At 49.2% G+C, this 19602-nt stretch carries 7 protein-coding genes; all 7 read right to left on the reverse strand.

What is annotated here, in order from left to right; all coding sequences use genetic code 11:
- Positions 1-96 precede the first annotated feature (96 nt).
- Positions 97-909 carry a tetratricopeptide repeat protein gene (locus tag BUB18_RS05605; protein ID WP_083549406.1) on the reverse strand — a complete coding sequence of 271 codons (813 nt, stop codon included), beginning with the start codon at positions 907-909 and terminating at the stop codon, positions 97-99.
- Between the two features lie 80 nt (positions 910-989).
- A complete protein-coding gene (locus BUB18_RS05610; protein ID WP_083549409.1) occupies positions 990-6524 on the reverse strand; it encodes a T9SS type A sorting domain-containing protein in 5535 nt (1844 codons plus the stop codon).
- Between the two features lie 22 nt (positions 6525-6546).
- Positions 6547-8631 (reverse strand): fibronectin type III domain-containing protein, encoded by a 2085-nt coding sequence (locus BUB18_RS05615; protein ID WP_143159843.1) that lies wholly within the window; start codon positions 8629-8631, stop codon positions 6547-6549.
- A gap of 12 nt (positions 8632-8643) precedes the next feature.
- Complete coding sequence (locus tag BUB18_RS05620) at positions 8644-13113, reverse strand: hypothetical protein (protein ID WP_073078914.1); 4470 nt, start codon at positions 13111-13113, stop codon at positions 8644-8646.
- Between the two features lie 44 nt (positions 13114-13157).
- Positions 13158-14171: an outer membrane protein assembly factor BamB family protein gene (locus BUB18_RS05625; RefSeq protein ID WP_073078916.1), complete on the reverse strand. Its 1014-nt coding sequence runs from the start codon at positions 14169-14171 to the stop codon at positions 13158-13160.
- A 2-nt stretch (positions 14172-14173) separates the two neighbouring features.
- Positions 14174-17371, reverse strand: coding sequence for a hypothetical protein (locus tag BUB18_RS05630; protein WP_073078918.1), 3198 nt, complete (start codon positions 17369-17371; stop codon positions 14174-14176).
- A 2-nt stretch (positions 17372-17373) separates the two neighbouring features.
- Positions 17374-19599 carry a fibronectin type III domain-containing protein gene (locus BUB18_RS05635; protein ID WP_083549411.1) on the reverse strand — a complete coding sequence of 742 codons (2226 nt, stop codon included), beginning with the start codon at positions 19597-19599 and terminating at the stop codon, positions 17374-17376.
- Positions 19600-19602 lie beyond the last annotated feature (3 nt).

Genomic DNA, 19602 nt, shown 5'->3' on the forward strand with positions numbered 1-19602 from the left:
CTACAACGCTACATTACAGCCAACACCCGCTCATCCGGGTGATGTGGCGTTTATCCCCCAGTAGGCACAGTGTGAGGAACTGTACCGTGCTACAAATTATTGACAATAAGATTCCAGGTACTCGGCAGTAAGGTTTACCCCACCCAGACTTTTAGCTCTCCGAAAGGCTTCGCAGGCTTCATCACGATTGTTCATCTCCATATATATCCTGCCGATGTTAAACCAGGCGAAGGAATTTTCAGGATATATTTCCAGACTCTTCCGGATAATGGCCAGCCCTCTTTCCCGGGAAACAGACATGCCCTGGGCGTAACCTATGGTATTCATAATGGTGCCGGTGAGCTTTGCATCTTTTGTATAGTTAAGCGCTTTGGCGCCGTACACGCCGGCGCTGTCGTAGGCCGCGCCTTCCGCATAGTAATAGGCCATATTGGCGAAGATATTGGCATCCGCGCTATCGATGGTGGCAGCTACCTGGAGGTAATCTACCGCGGTGCGGTAGTCGCCGTTGGTGCCGGCCAGGTAGGAAAGATTGATCAGCGCAGCGGTCTCTTTCGGGTCCAGTGCACGTACCCGCCGCAGGTCCGCCATGGCGCTGTCGATATTCACCTGCCTCATCCAGGCGTTGGAGCGTAGTAGCAATGCTTCTTTATAATACGGACTGGTGGCAGATAGTTTGTTGATAGCTGTGGTTAAAAATCCCATTGCCCCTTCGTTCTCTCCCTGTATCAGCGCGGCTTTCAGGTAGTCCACCGGCGTGGCTTTTCCTGCACCGATTTTTTGCTGCAATTTTTGCCAGCCGGCAGCGCCCTCCTTTTGTATCTGCACGAGCAATAGCTGGAGCGGATTATCCTGGCTATACGCAACCAGGGGACAAATAGCTATAAACAGGAACAATAATTTCTTCATACCAAAAACAAATGTAAAAAAATAACCTGACGGCCGCTATACGCAACCGCCAGGTTCAGGGTGTATTCGGGTTATCCGGACTATAATTTCATAAACTTCTTCACTTCATACTCCTTCTCTGCCTCCACCCCAATCAGGTAAATCCCCTGCGGCAGATAACCGATATTGAATGGCACGGAATGACCGGTGCCGATGGCGGATTGTTTGATTTCCATCAGCTTACCGTCGTTAAAGTAAATCAGGCGCACTGTAATAGCCGCTGCCCTGGAGAGTTCCACATCTACTTTAAACTGGCCCGTAGTAGGGTTCGGGAAGATGGTAATGTTACGAATCAGCTTTTCTCTGTAACCGAGCACGCTGTCGATGGTTTGCCGTTCTTCCACCGGTACTACGATGACCGTTTTGGTAATGGCATCGGAGCATTGTGCCAGCTGGGAAGTAAGCGTGATATCATAACTACCCACCTGTTTAAAGATCAGCTGCTTCACACTGCCATCGCCGCTGCTGCTGATTTCTGTAATGCGCTCCGGTAAGGTCCATTTCAGGCTGGATGGCTTCGGCTGCGTTACGTCTACCAGTATTAAAGTATCGCCCAGGGTGTTGTAGGACGACATCAGGAAGTCCGTTTTCAGCGCCGTGAGCGAAGTGGTGATCGAGAAGTTTTCCTGCGCCACACAGCCCGCGGCATTTTTAACGGTAACGGTATACTTCCCGTCTTTACTCAGTTTAACATCCGCGGTGGTGGACAATACTTCACTACCTGCCTTCCACTCATAGCTACTGCCTATGTTACCGGTGCTCAGCTGTATTTCCTGGCCTACGCAAAGCGTGGTATCGGTAAAGCCCAGGTTCAGCGGAATGACAGCCGGCTGTGTAAGCACAGTTTTATCGGTCAACTGGCAACCGTTGGCATCCTGCATCAGTACTTCGTACACGGCACCTTTCAGTCCGGTGATCAGTGGTGTGGTAGCGTTGCTGCCGTTGGACCAGCTATAGCTGTACGGTGCCACGCCGCCAATGAGCGCTACCTGTATACTACCATCAGCCGAATAGCTGCATACCGGATGGTGGAAGTCCTTGGTAAAGCTGAGTGGCTGCGGCTGTGCCAGTGCCACGTTTTGCGAAACGATACACCTGTTTTCATCCGATACAGACACCAGGTAATTACCCGCTGTAAGATTTCTGAAGGTATTATCCATTTGGTAAGGCAGGTTATTCAGGGTATAGATGTAGGCACCTTTACCACCGGTGGCTGTAAGCACAATTTCACCGCTGGCGCTGCCGAAACAGTTGATATCCTTACTGGTGAAGGTGGCCTGCAGTTTGGCCGGTTCGGTAATGGTGGCCTGCAGCGGCACGGTGCAACCCTGTTTATCCGTAACCGTTAGCTGGTAGTTACCTCCGGAGAGGGCGCCAAAGTAGGCAGACGACTGGCTGGTGTTATTCAGCTTAAAGGTATAGGGCTGGGTGCCTCCGGCCGCATTGAGCATAATTTCCCCGTTGCCATTACCAAAGCAATCAATGTTTTTCACCGAAGCAATACCGGCAGTGAGCTGATCCGGCTGATTCACCGTCACCTGCTGGCTGCTGGTACAGCCGCTGTTATCCGTTACGGTAATGCTGTAGGTACCAGCTTTCAGGTTGGTATAATTACCGGTAGATTGTGGTGTACCGGTGCCCATGGCATAGGTATAACCAGGTGTACCACCGCTGGTGGTTAAGCTAATCAGGCCATCAGACAATCCGAAGCAGCTGACATCTTTAGTGGACAGCACCGTGGTTTGCAGGGCTGCCGGCTGGGCTACCGCAGCGCTCAGCTGCACGAGGCAACTGAATGGTATATCCCTTACCGTTACCTGGTAGGTTTTATCACCGGCCAGGTTATTAAATGTCGGGGAAGATTGCCAGGTGTTGCCATCCAGCGAGTACTCGTAAGTGCCGGAACCTCCGGTTACATTACTGATTACCACCGTTCCGTTTGATTTGCCGAAGCAGGTAGCTGCGGTGGTAGCAATGTTTCCCCGAATGGCAGATGGCCCATACAGCGATATATTCTGGCTGGTGGTACAGCCCGCAGCATCTTTCAGGAACACGATATGTTCTCCGTTGACCAGGTCATTGAAAACGGGTGATGTTTTATAGTTGCTGTTATCCAGGTTATACTGATAAGGTGATAAGCCCCCCTGCGCCTGTGTTACACTGATGCTACCCTTATCGGTACAGTTGAGCGGCGGCGTGCTGCTCAGCATCATGGTCAATGGCTGATAAAGTTCCACGATAGGAATATTAACGGTAGCCGTACAGTTATTAGCATCCGTAATAACAATCGGGTAATTTTTCTTACCGAGGTTGGTCCAGGTAGGATTAGACTGTGCTGTACCTCCATCGAAACTGTAGGAATAGCCACCGGCGCCACCTGTAGCTTCCAGCTGTATTTCTCCGGTGCTCGTACCCGCACAAAGTATATCTGTTTTACGCAGCAACGTGTACCCGATAGCGGTAGGTGCCGTCATCACTGCGTTTACCTGGGTGGTACAATTAGCCGCATCCCGAATGGTGATGGTATAGTTGCCGGTGCCCAACCCGGTAAAGATATTACCGTTTACATAAGTAACACCGTTAAGGCTATATTGATAAGGCATGGTGCCACCTGTAGCAGTTACCGTTATAGCACCATTAGCACCACTATTGCAACTTACCTGTTTGAGATCGGTGACGCTGGCGGTTAATTTAGCCGGCTCATTGACCTGCAAGGTTGTGGATTGCTGGCAGCCGTTTTTATCCTGGATGATTACTTTCGGATTACCGGCTTTTACATTGAATACGTTTGCTGCCTGGAAAGTGTTGTTATCCAGTCCGTACATGTACGGCAATGTACCACCTGCACCGTTGATGGTGATGGTACCATTGCTCTCCCCGTTACACAGTACAGGCGTCACCGTTGTGGTGAAGCTGAGCAGCGCAGGTTGCCCTACAGTAACGGTAGCGTTTACACGACAGCCTTTATCATCTTTCCCATAAACAGTATAATTGCCCGCAGCAAGGTTCTGGAATACAGAAGTAACACCGTAGCTGATATCATCGCGACTGAAGGTATACCCGCCATTACCGCCAAACATACTGTTGACGGATACGGTACCATTGGCCTGACCAAAGCACAACGCGTTGGTGCTGGCCAGCGTCATTTGCAGTGCTGTTGGCTGTGATACGAGCAGGGAGGAAATCTGTGCTTCACAGCCGTTATCATCACGGGCAATAATAGAATAGGTACCCGCAGGCAGATTAGCAAATCTGCCGGTTGTATTGGGAACGGTCGGATTATTACTGATGAAAAAGCGCAGGTTGCCGGTTCCCCCGGTGGCAGCCACTTCTATCTCCCCGTTAGTACCTCCGTTACAGCTGGCGGGCGTAATATCCTTAGCGAGTACCAAAGAGATAGGCAGCGGGTTATTGATGGTTACGCCGGGTACGGAGTTTGTACATCCTTTACCATCTTTCACGAAGATGGTATAATTACCGGAGCGCAATTGACTGAAGGTGGTAGCGGCGTTCCATGTATAGTTATCCAGACTGAACTGGTAATTACCATCCCCATACTGACCTTGTATATTCAGGATTTCTCCGGTGGCGGCGTTGAAGCAAAGCGCATCTTTGGTTTGATAGGTAGCAGATACTTTATTGGCTGGCTCAGTAATTACGATTTGCGTGGTTGGTGATGAACAGCCTTTACTATCATCCACCCGGAAGTTATAAGTCCCGGCGGGCAACGAAAACACGTTGGTGTTTTGGTCGCCAATACCCACGTTAATGTACTTGAACACACCGGTACCACCGGCGGCGGTAATGATTACCTGCCCGTCTCCATCGCCTTTACAAAGCGGGTTGGTAGCGGTATAAGTAAATGTTACAGGTGTAGGTGAACCCACCGTAACCGTATGATGTGCTTCCACATTTTTATTATCCATCACCCATACTTCGTAGGTGCCGGCAGCAAGGCCAGTGAACAGGTTATCGTTGGTACGGTATACCCCATTATCCAGTTTGATTTTATAGGGAGAAGTTCCTCCGGTAATATTCAGGTTAATGCGTCCATCTTCAATACCTACACAGCTTACCGGTGTGCTGGCAGCGGTGAAATCCAGCTGCTCCAGCACCACTGTTACAGGTGTTGGCAGCAAACATCCGCTGGCATCCCGCACAGAGATGTTATAGCTGCCTTGTGGCAGGTTGGAGAATACATTGCTGTTTTGCCAGTTACCATTGTTAAAATTATACGTGTACGGAACCGTACCGCCGGTAGCCGTCACTGATATCTCCCCATCACTGGCTCCCCCGGATGGCGCCTTGGTACTATAGGATGTTATACTGATAGCAGCAGGTGTAGTAACGGTCACCGTTTTATTACAATCATTTGCATCATAATAAGTGATAGTGTAGGTGGTGGCTGGTGCCAGACTGGTAAACAGGTTGGTACTCACTCTGCCCCCGCCGTTTAAAGCATACGTATACGGCGCTGTACCTCCTGCCACATTTACAGCAGCTGCGGGCTTACCATCTACACAAGATAAGGAGGTAGTGGCCGACAGGTCCTGCTGAATACCTTTCACTTCCGGCAAACTAATCGTGCGCGGACATTCAGAGGCCTCGTTTTCGATGTACATGGAATACACGCCCGGTATCACGTTCACCGTTACAGGTGCGGTGGAATTCACGGCCACGTTATATGTTTTGGCAGGACTGGTAAGTGTGAGGTTCAATGTTTTTGTACCATCATAAGCCGCACCACTGCCATATCTGAAGTCGCTGAAGGTAAACGATCCTTCGCCGCCAAAGCAGAGCGGGTCCTTTTTAACCACAGCAGGTGCAGGCACTGCATCGGTGAAGTGGAAGGTAGGTTCATCAGAATATTTATAGCGTACATCTCCAAAATCAGCGATGGCACGAATGGAAATATTTTTTGTTATGTCGATGCCAATGCTGGCAAAGTCAGCTGCTGTACCTCTGAACTGGGAACCATTTACCCAGGTAACCGTGCGAAAATACTCACCGGTGTTAGCAGCTTCCCAGGTTATCCTGTCTGCGGCAAATGGAAAATTGAACTCTACATATTCATCCTGGCAAAAGGCGGTTTTACTTTTTACATTCCACAACCGGAGATACATTTGTATGATCGTTACCGTTGCCCTGAGGGTTGCAGTGCAACTTCCCGTTCCTTCAGAGCCGGGATTGGTAACATTTCCATAGTCTACCAGCTCGGTAGTACTATAGCCATACTCATCAAATGTTTGAGTAACGGGCCCCTGGGCTGTAGTATTACCTGTACCGGCCGAAGCGGAAAAATAAACGTGTGCAGGTAATTCTTCTGTATAAAAATTATCCCCATAGGAACTGGGACCTGGCAAATAAACGCCGTATTGCATTTTATTCCAGATACTGCTATAATCGCCACGCATGAAAGTGGTATAAACGCTGGCATTTCCATTATAACAATTCCAGCCGCCGGCACTTGAATAATCACCACTAAACATGACCCTGTAAATCAGCGCCTGGCCAAAGAGCTTAGGGGCAGCTCCCAGCAGCATTATTACCAATAGTAGTTTGTAAAGTTTTTTCATAGGTAATCGCGATAAGAATAAGTTAATAATTTACAATAGCTTCATCCGTATAGCCGCTTCGGCCATTGCTCGTATTCATCATTCGCAGCTTGTATTTATAAACCGTGTTAATGAGTAGGTTAATGTCTTTATAACTATTTTCTGCACCGGTAAAGGTTTGGTACAGCTGATAAGGTCCATCGCCGGCGGCGCGGTATACATACACTTTATCCACTCCTGTAACCCGCTGCCATTCCAGCTTCACGAGCTTATTATCCCTGTCGATCCCGATGCGCAATGCTTTTGCTACCTGGAGCCGTCCCATATCGATGCTGGCGCCACTCACCGGTTTTGAAATCCCCTGTAGTCCACTATCGTCTGTAGCGGTTACCTGATAATGATATTGTACGCCGGCGATGGCACTAGTATCATTGTAGGCGCGGGTGCTGTCGCCCGCTGTATAAAACTGAATCACTTCCCATACACTATCCTTTGTGCGCCATAGTTCATGACAGGCTACATCTTCGCTACTGCTGGGCCTCCACTCCAGTTTTACAGCACCTTCTGCCGAAGTCACTTTGGTGAAGAAAGGTGCTACCGGTGGAATGATATCCGGCCGTTTCAGCACTAACATCTCCGAGAAACCTGAAGGGTTATAATGTTTATCCAGGGCCACTAGTTTGTAGTATACATTTTTGGTGAGGGTATGCAGGGAGATAGTATCGGTATAACTGTTGACTTCTGTAGCTTTGCGGGTCACCTGTACAAATTCTTCTTCCGGGGAGTTGGCCCTGAACACGCGGTAGCCAAACAGGTCTTTTTCCTTATTTTCTTCCCAGGTTAGGGATACAATTCCTTTTTTATCGATACTGCCTGCGGCACCTACCGGCGGCACGGGCGGGATGGAGTCTTCCTGCTGCACAAAATGCGGAAATGAATGCATTACCTGGCCATCCTTTGTAGTGGCCTTTATCCGGTAATAGTTACTATTCAGCGGCTGTTCGTCGGTTACAATCGAATCCTTTTCTGCCAGTGGCTGTGCATTCAGGGTGCTATATTTTTTTTGGGGAGATGTAGATCTTTCGAGGTCAAAGCGTACGATATTGGCTTTATGCGAAGGCATCTTCCAGCGGATAAAAACTTTGCCCAGTACCATTTCAGTTTGCAGGATCACCGGGCTTTCATTGAGTTTCTGTTGCACCGTTACTACAATGGTATCGGAGGCCGGGCCGGTTTCGCCAAAAGCGTTGATCCCCCTGATGCGGTAGCTGTAAGGCTTTCCGGCTACGAGGCCGGTATCTATGCGGTAAAAATCATGGATATTGTCCGACAGTCCTTCCTGGGTGTTAATCAGCGGCTCTTTACTCACCGAGCTAAATGTTTTACCGTTATCTGTGGATTTTTCCAGAATCCAGGCGTTGTAGAAGGATTCATACATCGCTTTGTTCCAGCTAAGCATCACGGCATTTTCAAGTCCGTTGCCTTTCAGGCCCTGGGGTACCGGCAAAGGCCTGGCATCCGCCACCCCACAAAATACATAACCGGTGTCATACTTCAGGTCCGGCGCGATGGCAGCCGGAAACACGCGGTACAGGTATTTCTCATTGGGTTTCACATCACAATCCACCCATCCCAGGGCGGCCGCTTTGGCCACGGTAAAGTCCTGATCGGCGGCAAACAGTGCGAAGCCAAACCTGGATTCCTGTTCCTGTGATTTATGATAGATATCAACGATCGTGTTGCCGTTGCTGTTAGCATCTACTTCAAACTTTTCACCGTAGAGTGCCTGTGCAAAAATGCTCCCATACTTCTCATGCGTTTTCACAACTGGTTCCCAGGCGGCTAATGGCAATGGTTTCAGCGGGCCAGTCATCACCGTTGTCACCAATGGCCTGGGCAACATTTTATTATCCCGCATCACCGTGAGGCGTGCAATCATATAGCCGCTGGCGTTAGCCTGCTGCCACAGCATTGCTGTTGTGGGAGCCCAGCGTAGCAGGATGGAGTCTTTTACAGGACGGGCCATCACCGCTATTTGTTGTGCAGCCGGCTTCTTTTGCTGCGCCCCGGCCGTTAGCCCAAAGCCTGCTACTGTAGCAACTATGATGGTTATTACTTTGTGTTTCATTTTCATCAGTTATTATAGCCCTAACGGATTTTCGATGGTAATAATTCTGGAAGAGGTCACCAGGTTGGTGCCTGGCAGCACGTAGCTAACTTTAATGCGGTAGCTGCCTTTTCGTACTGCTTTAAATGGCTGCTGTATCATGGTCATCACTTTAACCGGATATTCCACTCCTCTTGCATAAATATTGTTTACGATCCTGCTGATCAGGTTATAGTTATCCCGTTCCATATAATGCGGCAGGTTATATACGAAGGTGCTGATGCCGGTATACTTCGTTTGACCGTCCGCGTTAAGCAGGAGCCCCTGGTTGTACTGGCGCATATTTACAGCGCGTACCGGCGGCACACCCAGTGTTTCGGCCAGTCGCCAGTCCACCGTCACCGGCGTTGCATTGCCATAGACCGATGCAAACGGATAGCCATCGTATACGAAAGGATAAATATCCTGGTCGTACCAGGTATTACCATCCAGTAATGCTTCATATTTCAGCACGGTACTCCCCCCGTTTATATCCAGCTCATAGCCATCAAACAGCTCATTGTTGCTCAGCTGGTAACCCAGTTCATGTACACCGTCGCGGAGCGGCAGGCGGTATGAATCGCCTATTCCCAGCGCATCCAGCTTCTGGTTAAAGGTGTTATAGGTACTGGTTCTGAAGTCCAGCTCGAAAAATGATTTTTCAGAGCCGGCGGTAATGGTTTTGGTGGCCTTTTTCGTGGTAACGGTCATGGTGCCTGCTTCCTGTACGTCCACCTGTTTTTGTTCCGACACTACGTTGCGGCTGATGTCCATTTCATCTTCTGTTGGCACATTTACTAACGCGAACGTATACACTTCATCGTTCTTCAATCCATCCGGAATGCGGAAGGTGAGTCGGCCGGTATCGTAGCTAAATGGTATATTCAGCGGGTCGCCTGCGGTTGGTACCAGTCGCGCCGTTTGAGTAAAGGAGCTATCCGTGCGGAACATAGGTGCCAGGTCCTGGGTAAACTGCATATATCCCAACCGGGATGGTGATTCGCTCTGGTAGAAGTTCAGCTGATTTTTCAGCGGATAGGTGAATTTGATTTTGTCAGCAGGAATTTTGTCTGGCAGGTTACCGGTACTGAAGGTGTTATTTACTTCTTCCACATAAGGTTTACCTTCTACGAGGTAAGGCGTCCAGCTGCCGTTTACATTTTCTTCAAAGGCTACTTTGGCGGTGAGTTTATAGATAGATTTAGGCTCGAGGCATTGGGTGGTATTGAGTACCAGTACGGTGTTGTCGCCATTCCATTGCTGGGTGCCGGCTGCGTTTTGTGCTTCCCGGCGGAGCGACATATAATCCAGCCTGGTTCTGAACTCGTGGTATTTACCGGCATCGTCACTGATGCGCATAATGTTGCCGATTGGCATATTGAATACCAGCTGTGGTGCGGTGAAGATGCTCTGGTCTGCTTCGCCGTCGCGCGGGGTAGCGTCACCAATCACCTGTACGCCTGCATTGGCAAAGATGTTATTACTTACAATTTTACATTCCTTACCGAGCGTGAGTTCGAAGTTACACCTGCCTTTGATGAGGCCACCAAACAGGCTGTAGTAGCCACCTACGATACCACGCATCCAAACCGGGTTCGGCATTTTGCTTTGCAGCACAATGGCGGCGCCGAGGTCGATGATATCGAAATTACCTTTCTTAAAGAAGAGGTTTACACGAATCCCGATCTTTCCCTGGAAGTAGCCATATACCTGGCCGTTGGCATACCAGCCGTTGATGCCGAGCGGACCGTTACTACCTTCACAATGAAACTGGTCCCCGTAGTTTTTCAGCATGATATCGAAGCCCAGTCCGGCACGGAGGCGTGCATAAAACATAAGGAACTTAAGGTCGCCGGTGTCGAAGTCGAGCCCTGCACCAAATGCAAAGCCGGAGCCTTTGCAGAGGGCGTTGAGATCGCGCATATAATCCAGATCCATACCGCCGAGTATTTCGGATACGATAGGCGGTGGCGGCGGACTTCCCGGCAATCCTGTACCCACCATAAAGTACGAATGTGCTTTAGCGATACCGAGGATATTGATCCCTATCGGATTATCCGGCTTACCGGCAAACAGGTGCCAGCCTTCAGGGCCTACATAAAATTCGCCTTCACCTGCCAGGTTTTTAGGGCCTATACCGGTGAGCACGCCGTACACATCAATATATACTTTCAGGTTAGCGAGCAGGCTGCTGTTTTCAAAGTCTACATCTACCAGGAGGCCGGCGGAGATTACGCCTTCCGGTGTAAAGGTATTCGGGTCGTAGCCGCAGTCGCCCGCAGGAGCGTCTGCCGGGCCTGGTTTCATCATGCCGCTGATGCCTTTGAGCAGCGCCACGTTACCGGGCGACAGCCCGATGGACATCACGTTTACCTGTCCGCGGAAAGTGATTCTTTTCAGGCCACCAGATCTGTTAAACGCCAGCTCCAATCCTACCATGCCGCTCAGTGTTTTTTCCTGCATGGCGATGAACTTGAGCGAGGCTTTGATACCCAGGCCGGCGGTGGGGTCGGGCTTATAGATGATACCCGTATTAGTTTTGCCGAGGCGGTAAGGCCCGGTGTTTTCTCCCTTGCCGAGTACGGATACCCCGTAGAACAAGGCGCCGCCGAAGCCTTTGATACTTACTGCTGGCGGGAATATGAAGATGGCCACCGGCAGGTCGACCATGATATCGGCATACCAGTACCTATCGCCATTTACATTGCCAAACAACGCTGTGGAGGCTAATTTTACCTCGGCCTTGCAAATTTGCAGCGAAGCCGCTATATCTCCCCTAAACCCATTGCCGTACACGGCGTCATCAGTAAAAAACTCGAGTGCACCGGCCAGTGCGAATACGCCCTGGTGAATATCAATGCCTACGCGACTCACTTCCAGGCCGGAGAATTTATGGCGGATACGCCCGTCTGCATCTTTGGAAGCCACGCTCATGAGTGACATACTGGCATCTGCTCCAAAACCATTTTCTCCTTTGCCGCTGATATTTACTTTGATGTTGAAGCTAAGGCCGCGTTTCTCTCCGCTTTTCACGAGTCCGAGCCGGTCGATAGAGAAGCTAAAGCCCGCTACGGTCGGCAGTTTCAGCGGGGAGGAGAAGGAGAACACCCCTTCGTGAAAATAAGGTGCTTCCGTGGAAATGGTGAGTCGCTCGAAGGCCAGGTCCGGCACATTCAGTTTTTTCGCTAACGCGGACGCACCTTCGCTGTTACTACCGTTGATGGATATATTACCGTTCAATACTGCTTTGGCCTGGAAATGCTCATCTTTCACGGCTACTTCCAAACTGGAGCTGGGCAGGAGTTTGGCTTTGCCTATGAAGATGGGAATGTCCACGGTGTCTTTGGCGGCCACGGTAAAAATATAGTCGTTACCGGGATGAAACACGGCGGAATAATCAAATCGTGTATTTTCTTTTGTGATGGGGATGTTGATGCCGCCGGCGAGTTCACCACCTTTGAGTTGGTTGGCGACGAAGCTGAGGCCTACTTTATCAACGGAAAAGTTCCATCCGCCGAGGTCGCCGTCTTCCAATGGGATAAGGTTGGTGGCAAATATATCGCCGGAGAAGCCACGATCGTCGATGAGGGCGTTGCGCACGCCTATTACCGGTGGTTTATCTGATTTGCGGGAGCGTATTTCCGGTGGCAGCTGCACTTCGAACCGGCGCAGGAAAAAGCCGCGCCAGAAAGTTTTATCATCATTGTTGTATTCATTGGGGAATACCACATCCGGGCTGTTGTTAGCATCGCTGAGGTCGATGATGGCATCCTGTACGGTAAACTTCACATTTTTAACCCCTCGGATCTGGAAGGGCTCTATCGTTACACCGGCGATGATATCGTGTATATTCGAAGTGGCTACTTCAAAGGTGGCCTTTACTCTTTCTTTTGTATCAGCTTTAGCATCCGCGCTGGCAGGCACCAGGTGGGAAGGTAGTTTGATTTCCGCGCCGAGTCCCAGCCGCTTAAAACCATCGCAGTCGAATTCCACGAACGTTTTACCGTGGAGGAAGGTCATCACGGCATCGTTGCCAAAGGGGTTAAAAGGCTGGTCATTTACCAGTTCGAGCCGCGCGATGCCTGCCAGGCCACCGTTGCGACTCACGGGGATTCTGCTGGCGGCAAACATCAGTTCCCGGCCATCGCCCGGCACCGGGATCACGAAGTAGGCGGTGATTTCGGCATGGTCTGGCAGAAAGCGGATACTGTCGATAATAATCGGGGGATTGCCACTGTTACCGCCGCCGATGCCCACCGGCAGCTTAAACTGGCTGGTGTCTTTCAGCTGATCGTAGAGGTCTTTATTGTTGAGGGTATTAGCAGCACGGCGTTCCAGGATCAGCTGGTTTACGTCGTGGATATGCTGTTCCAGTGGCGTGCGCTGTTGGGCATTCAGTGATGTGGTGATCACCAACAGACCCAGCAACAGGGGGAGGTAGCAACGGCTGATAAAACTAGGCATAGGATATATCGGGCAATAGGTATAGGTAGATGCTGAGTCAGCGTTTAGCTGACGTCATCGGGTTTGAGTGAATAAATCTCCAGCTGGCGGTCCCCATCGTTATTTTTCAGCACTGTAAATAATTGATCTTCCTTCACTGCGAACAAATAACCCAGCAACGACCATCCTGCTGTTCCAATAACATAGAATCTGACAATATTCCCCGTTTCACTGTTAAAATGCAGGATTTCACGGGTTTCAGGATTACCCAGCAGGATAGCCGTGTCCGTTATGGCCAGATAGGTTCTGTTATAAAATGGCTCTTTTACATAGGAATCGTATTTTATTTCCTGAAAGATTTCACCGCTCGCGTTTATAGCCAGGATATGACTGTTACCCGCGAAATAGGTGGTATCGTTATATACAGCCGGTACCGTTGATTGCACCAGCTCATTATAAAAACTCCATTCGAGCCGGCCGGAATAAACATCCACTTTCAAGGCTTTACGTGATTTCGTATAGCAGAACAGGTGATGGCCGTGTACTGACGGAGGAATCGTTGTTCCCAACACTTCGTTTTCCACCAGGATAGCTACACGCTGTTCCCAGAGCACCTTGCAGGATGCTATTTCAATGGCCATCAGCACATGCTTTTCATCTGATACTATTACCACCTCCGGATGGGATACGTACCACTGATAGTCGGCGGGGATACTAATCTCCCCTGTTATGGCACCGGTTGAAATGTCGAGGAGCTGCAGGTTTATTGTATCACCGGCTATACCATCTTCCTGAAAAACATGCGAAGGCCCGGCAAATGCAAACAGCTTTTTTGTAAGCTGCACACGATGCAGCAGCTCGCCGGTAGCAGAATCATAGTAAGACAACAGGCCATCTTTTTGCACGATGATACGGTCAAACGACAGCTGGTAAAACTCCCCCGGGGCCACGGGTATATCCCAGGCAGTGGCCAGGTTCGTATAAGCGCAACCGGTAAGGTGGCCCGGAGTAGTCACTATTACGTGCTGCTCCGCCAGAATAAAAGCATCAGTATGATTAATCGTATGTATAAGTTTCATGTTTACTCAATTATTTGGAATATGTCCTCAAAATTTTTCATTACAAACTTAACAAACTCGTCTTTAGTTTGATTCCTTGGAACATATTTCGATAAGAGTGCAGGATTTACATCTACCTGCTTAAGCGCAGCTTCTACCTGTGTCTTCAGCTTCGCCAGACCGCCTGCACCGGCAAAGTCGCCTTTACCTCTTACCAGCCACCTCATGTTGTCAAGAGTGAGCACATTTTCCAGATCTACCAGTAACTGTTTGGCATACGCGCTGGTGAAGGACTGTACGCTTTTTAATTCGTTGAATACATCCCCTACCCCTTCGGAGGTAACGATATCCACATAGCGGCCTTCCCCTTTTAGATAGAACTGGAATTTCTTCACTGCGGAGGCTTTGAATGGCGATTTAGCGTTGCGGAGCAAATAGATCACAAACTCCTCCCCGATATAACCAGCCCCGTTATACTGCGTTTTAGCCAGGTTAGCAATCACCGATTCTGCATTTTCCACGTGCGAGAAGTGTTCTACAAAATGGCCCAGGTCATCTCTGAAGCTGGCGAACTCACTCACGTTGCGGGTAGCCAGTGCTCTTGCTTCAAAAATCTGCGCCAGCCTGGCATGATCCAGTTTCAGTGCGGCAGCTTTGGAGTTCGTCAACAGCTTTTGGAAGAATTTCTGGTTTTCCAACAGCTTACACGCGTCAGGGAATACACTGAGCACCTTCCAGGTTTCCATGCTTACCTCAGTACCCTTATCAAATAAACGAAGGATGTCTGCATTGTCGCCGAACTGACTGAAGAAACGCAGCCTGTCCTCTATATTCAGGCCTTCCAGCTTGGCCATGAGTTGTGTGAAGTCGCCCGCTTTTTCGGCAGCCGCTTCAAAAAGTTTAAGTTTTTTCCAGTTCGTTGGGTTCAGGTGATCGGCAACATGAGTGGCATTTGCTTCCATTTTTTTCAGCATGGCAGCGTCCTCTCCAAAATCATCCATGAAAGCCCTTTTGAACTCTTCTCCGAATTCATCCAATTTGCTTTTTAGCTTTGGAAAGTCTTTCAGCAGGTTGTCGATTTGCTCGATGGTTTTAATTATCCGGCCGAGTGCCAGCTCCTGCTTACCGGCATTTTCCACGATTACCAGCATGTTGCCGGCATTATCGCGGAAAACCTGCCCGTTTTCCTCCACCGCTTCTATGAACCGGTAGGCCTCTTGTTTCGCATTATTTAGCGTATTAGGTGCTATGGCCAGCTGTTTGCCATCAGCCATGGCCAATACCAGGTCATTTTTAAAACGGAAGTAATTCCATTTTCCGGTAGCCTGATCCAACCACTGCAATATGGGGCCCAATGGTTCCACATGGATACGGACAACGAATTTCCCCATCTGGTAGATACCTTTCACCGCCTTTTCGGATATTTTAAAGGCATAGGTGGTGATCTTACCCACACCTTTGAATACGTAGGTGAGTGGGTCAATCGCCTCCATCATTCTGCCTATCTGAGCAGCGGCACCAGTTTTTGCGAATGCAAAATAAAAGGAGGCGATATTGATCACATCTACTCCTATCGTATGACTCACCTTACAGGGATTGCCGGTATGGGCATCTTTGATCATGGTCCCAAACATGCCAAATACACCCGATATGCCTTCCTTTTCATACAGGTCACCTAACTTTTGCAGCCCCTCCTTCATGTTATCCCACTCCTTACCGCCGGACAACATATTGAGTGAGTTAGCGATACCTTTTACAAAATCGACGGTGCCGTTCCAGAGCCCTACAGTGAAGGCAAAGTTTACACGGGTCATGCTGAATTTATCCGTATCCGCACTGCCCCTGATGGCTAACAGGATAGGAGCAATCGGCAGCGCCACCGCGTTTCCAATAGTGGTACCGAGCACTAATCCGGGCAGGGAATTATACTTGGGATCTTCCGGATCATAATATTTAGGAGGAACAATAGCTTTACCAATCAGACCGGCTATGGCATCAAACATATCCGCCAGCGGATTACCATGTAACTCCGGTAATACTTTCGATAAGATGGCTGCAAATGCGCTGATATCCTGCTGTTCCGGCACATCTTTACCGTAACCGTATTCATACTGAATCGATTTGTCTGCGTCTATGTGTACCCATATTACAATCTCCTTATTACCTGCCGGATTGGCTACATAATCCTTTACCTTTTGCAGTACATCATCAGGTGTTACATAAGAAGTGATGAAGATCTTTGGCTCATAGCCTGTTTCTGCCGACGTACTATTTATACCTTCGAGGATTTTTTTCATTTCCTCCGGCGAAATACCGTGGCTGTAATCAATCACCGGTACACCGCGTGATGCGGGTGGGCTGGGGTCTTTACCACCATCCTTATATTCTTTGGGGGCCTTGTCAGCCAGCTCGCTGAAATAGGTGTTTAAAGATGGTTTAAACTTGTTCTTTAGTTTTACCGGAACCGTTTTAGCTCTGAATGCCTTATACAGCGCTGCCGGATAGGTAGTAAGGTATGCTACAGGGCTGCCGATGCTGGACACCCCTTTCAAATTAGCATTCAATATCTGCAGCTTCCCCGACGAGATGCCATTTCCCTGCGCCTGAGTAACCGCCATTACCTTACTCACAGCCCTGTTATACAACAACACTTCCCGCCCATACACAATGCCTATACGAACCGTAAAATCATTTTGTGAAAATCCTACCTGGTCCCAGATTTCCTGATTCAGGTCATCAATGGCCTGGTCTATCACATCCACCGCGCCCGGCTCTGCATACTTTTTCAGGCTCAGTAAATTGGGGACCGGGTCTTTGGGGTCTACAGTTTTAGTAAGATTGAGAATGTAACTGTTAAATACCATTACATATACCCCAAACTCCTTCTTGTTATCGGCTGCGTGATTGACTTTTTTCAGCGCCTCATTGATGATGGCTTCCTGCTCACTGGATACAAACTCCTTTTGCCATAATCTGCCGGCACCTTTCTCATCCTCTTTCTGATGGATATAGGTGGTATCCAGCCGTACCAGATACTTGTTATTCTCAGCCTGACCATTGGCTTCATTCCAGGCATTTTGTGCCATCACCTGTTTCAGGGCGGCAACCCCGCGCTGTACAAGTTCCTTGTGCTGTAAGCTGTCCAGCGGATCAGCCTTAACCGACACGACTGTAACACAATACACTGCTATTATCAGCAATAATTTCATCAGGACTTTCATCGCTAATACTTTTCTAATATTTCAGCAATCAGGGACAGGATAGACACGCTTACTTTCTTCACTGTTCCATCTTTATCGGTTTTCACCGCATCAGATGCAATAACATCTGTTGCAGGTTTCCCATCCACTTTTAGTTGTTTAATCACTTCCTTATCGGTGCTTTCATCTTTATTATCGTGCAGGATCCGGATAAGGGTACTTTCATTTTTTTGATACAGTGCATCAAGGTAGTCCTTAATGGCAGCTACAGTGGAGAGGTCCAAGGATTCAGCCGGTAGTTCTTCCACTTGTTGCAGTAACACTACTGTACTGTCGCTGCTGGTAGTCTTAACTTGCGCCACCGGATTCACGGCTTTCAGGTACTGCTCAAATGCCACCTTTTTCTGATGATAGCCACTACTATCCAGCTGCGCTCGGTCTTTCACCAATACATCCAGTGCCAGCTTATAAATATTGAGCAGGTCTTTCAGTTTCTGTTTGGCCATTTCAAAAGCCGTTTTCGCATCAGCAGCCAGTTTCTTCAGGTCGCTGCCCAGCTTCTGCCCTACGGATTGCTGTTCTTGCGGACTCATATCAGGATATTGTGCCTGGTAGGTTTGCAGTTCTTTGAGCTTTTCCTGTAATTCGCCGAGTTGGTCTTTGGTGGCCTGATCCAGGTCATCCCAGCCTTTCATCTTGTCGATTTCCGACATCATCTCAGCAGCGTCAATGAGGAATAGCTGCTTAGGATCACCGGAGGCCAGCATGGTATCCAGCTTGCTGAATAGATTATTGATGGCGTTATCCAGGTTTTGTTTCACTTCAGCATGACTGCTTTGCGCGAGCTCTATAACGCCGGCGTACATACGCTTATCAGTATTTACGCGGATGTTGCTGAAGGTTACCGGCAGGTCCAGGAAGCCGAGCAGCGGCACCATCACCTGGCCCGTACCACTAAACCGCCCATTGCTACCACTTACGGTGGTAAGTATCACCTTGAAATCCGCCGCGAAAATGGTATCCTGGATACTTAGTTGCTCGATATTATTGGTGTTCGTGATTTTTTGATCGCCGGCATTTTTACCACATACAAAATCTCCTTCGCTAAGGGTTTCATTTGGCATGCTGAAGCTTTGAATGGCGGAGTAATCACCATAGCCCCACATACACTGGGCTTTAACCTGGTATTCATATTGCCTACCCGGTTTCAGGCCGCTGATGGTTACCTGAGGAGTGTAGCTGGTTTCTTCATACCATTGGGATGGCTGGTTGCCTGCTTCGCGGTAACGCACTGTAAATCCCTGTTGCGATACTGTAGCGACCCAGGATATTTTCAATTCGTTTCTGCCGGCGAAGGCGGCCACGATCTGTTGCGGTACACTACATTTTTCACCGTAGGTAAATTTCACTACCTCGCTGAAGCCGTCGTTGATGAACATATCCTTGCCATCGGCCTCAATGGCCTGCACCTGCACGGCGTAGTTGTTACCCGGTGTGAGCGCCGGTTCCCCGGGGCCGTATACAAGAGATGTTTGCTGTACAATGTTTTCGTATATAGGTCGCAGTGAGCGCATGGCATCGTTTGGATCCCGATCCTGGGGCACCAGTTCCACCAGGCGGAATTTGTAGACAACGTTGAAGGCAGCATTTACGGAGGCGGTGTGGCGGGGCATCCATTGAAACAGTACGTTCTGCGGGTCCATAGCATCCACTTTAGCATTAGCCATGGGCAGGTTGATGATGGGCGGGTAGCTCAGAAAGCTGGCCACCATGGCCGATCCGGCATTGGATATCACCGTATTGCGGTTGTAGTCAATTACTTCCACCGTAAACCGATAAATTCCTTCCGGCAGTTTGGCGCCATTTTTTGTAAAGCTGTTATCCAGTCCCTGTACAACGAGGTTGCGGGGATCGAAATAGGGCGCGAGATCGGCCCCTGATAAGGTTACCATCTCCCCCCCATTAATTAAAAAGGGCGTTACATAAAAACCTGTTCTGTTTTGTATGGTGATGCCAATACCTTCAATGGTTACACGGAGGCGGCATTTATAATTGGATTCTGTCAGGTCTTTGAGCAAAATATGCACCTGCATGCGTTGCACGTCAGGTGCGGCATAGTCGCTCAGGTACAAGCTATAAGGCGGATTCAACTGCACATTCACCATCACGGGATGGTTGATCTGTGCGGCTGCCCAGAGTGGCAGCAGCAACAGGGTGAATAAGATTCGTTTACCTATTGACAAGTGCATGTG

The organism is Chitinophaga jiangningensis (genome assembly GCF_900142605.1).
Taxonomy (GTDB): Bacteria; Bacteroidota; Bacteroidia; order Chitinophagales; family Chitinophagaceae; genus Chitinophaga; species Chitinophaga jiangningensis.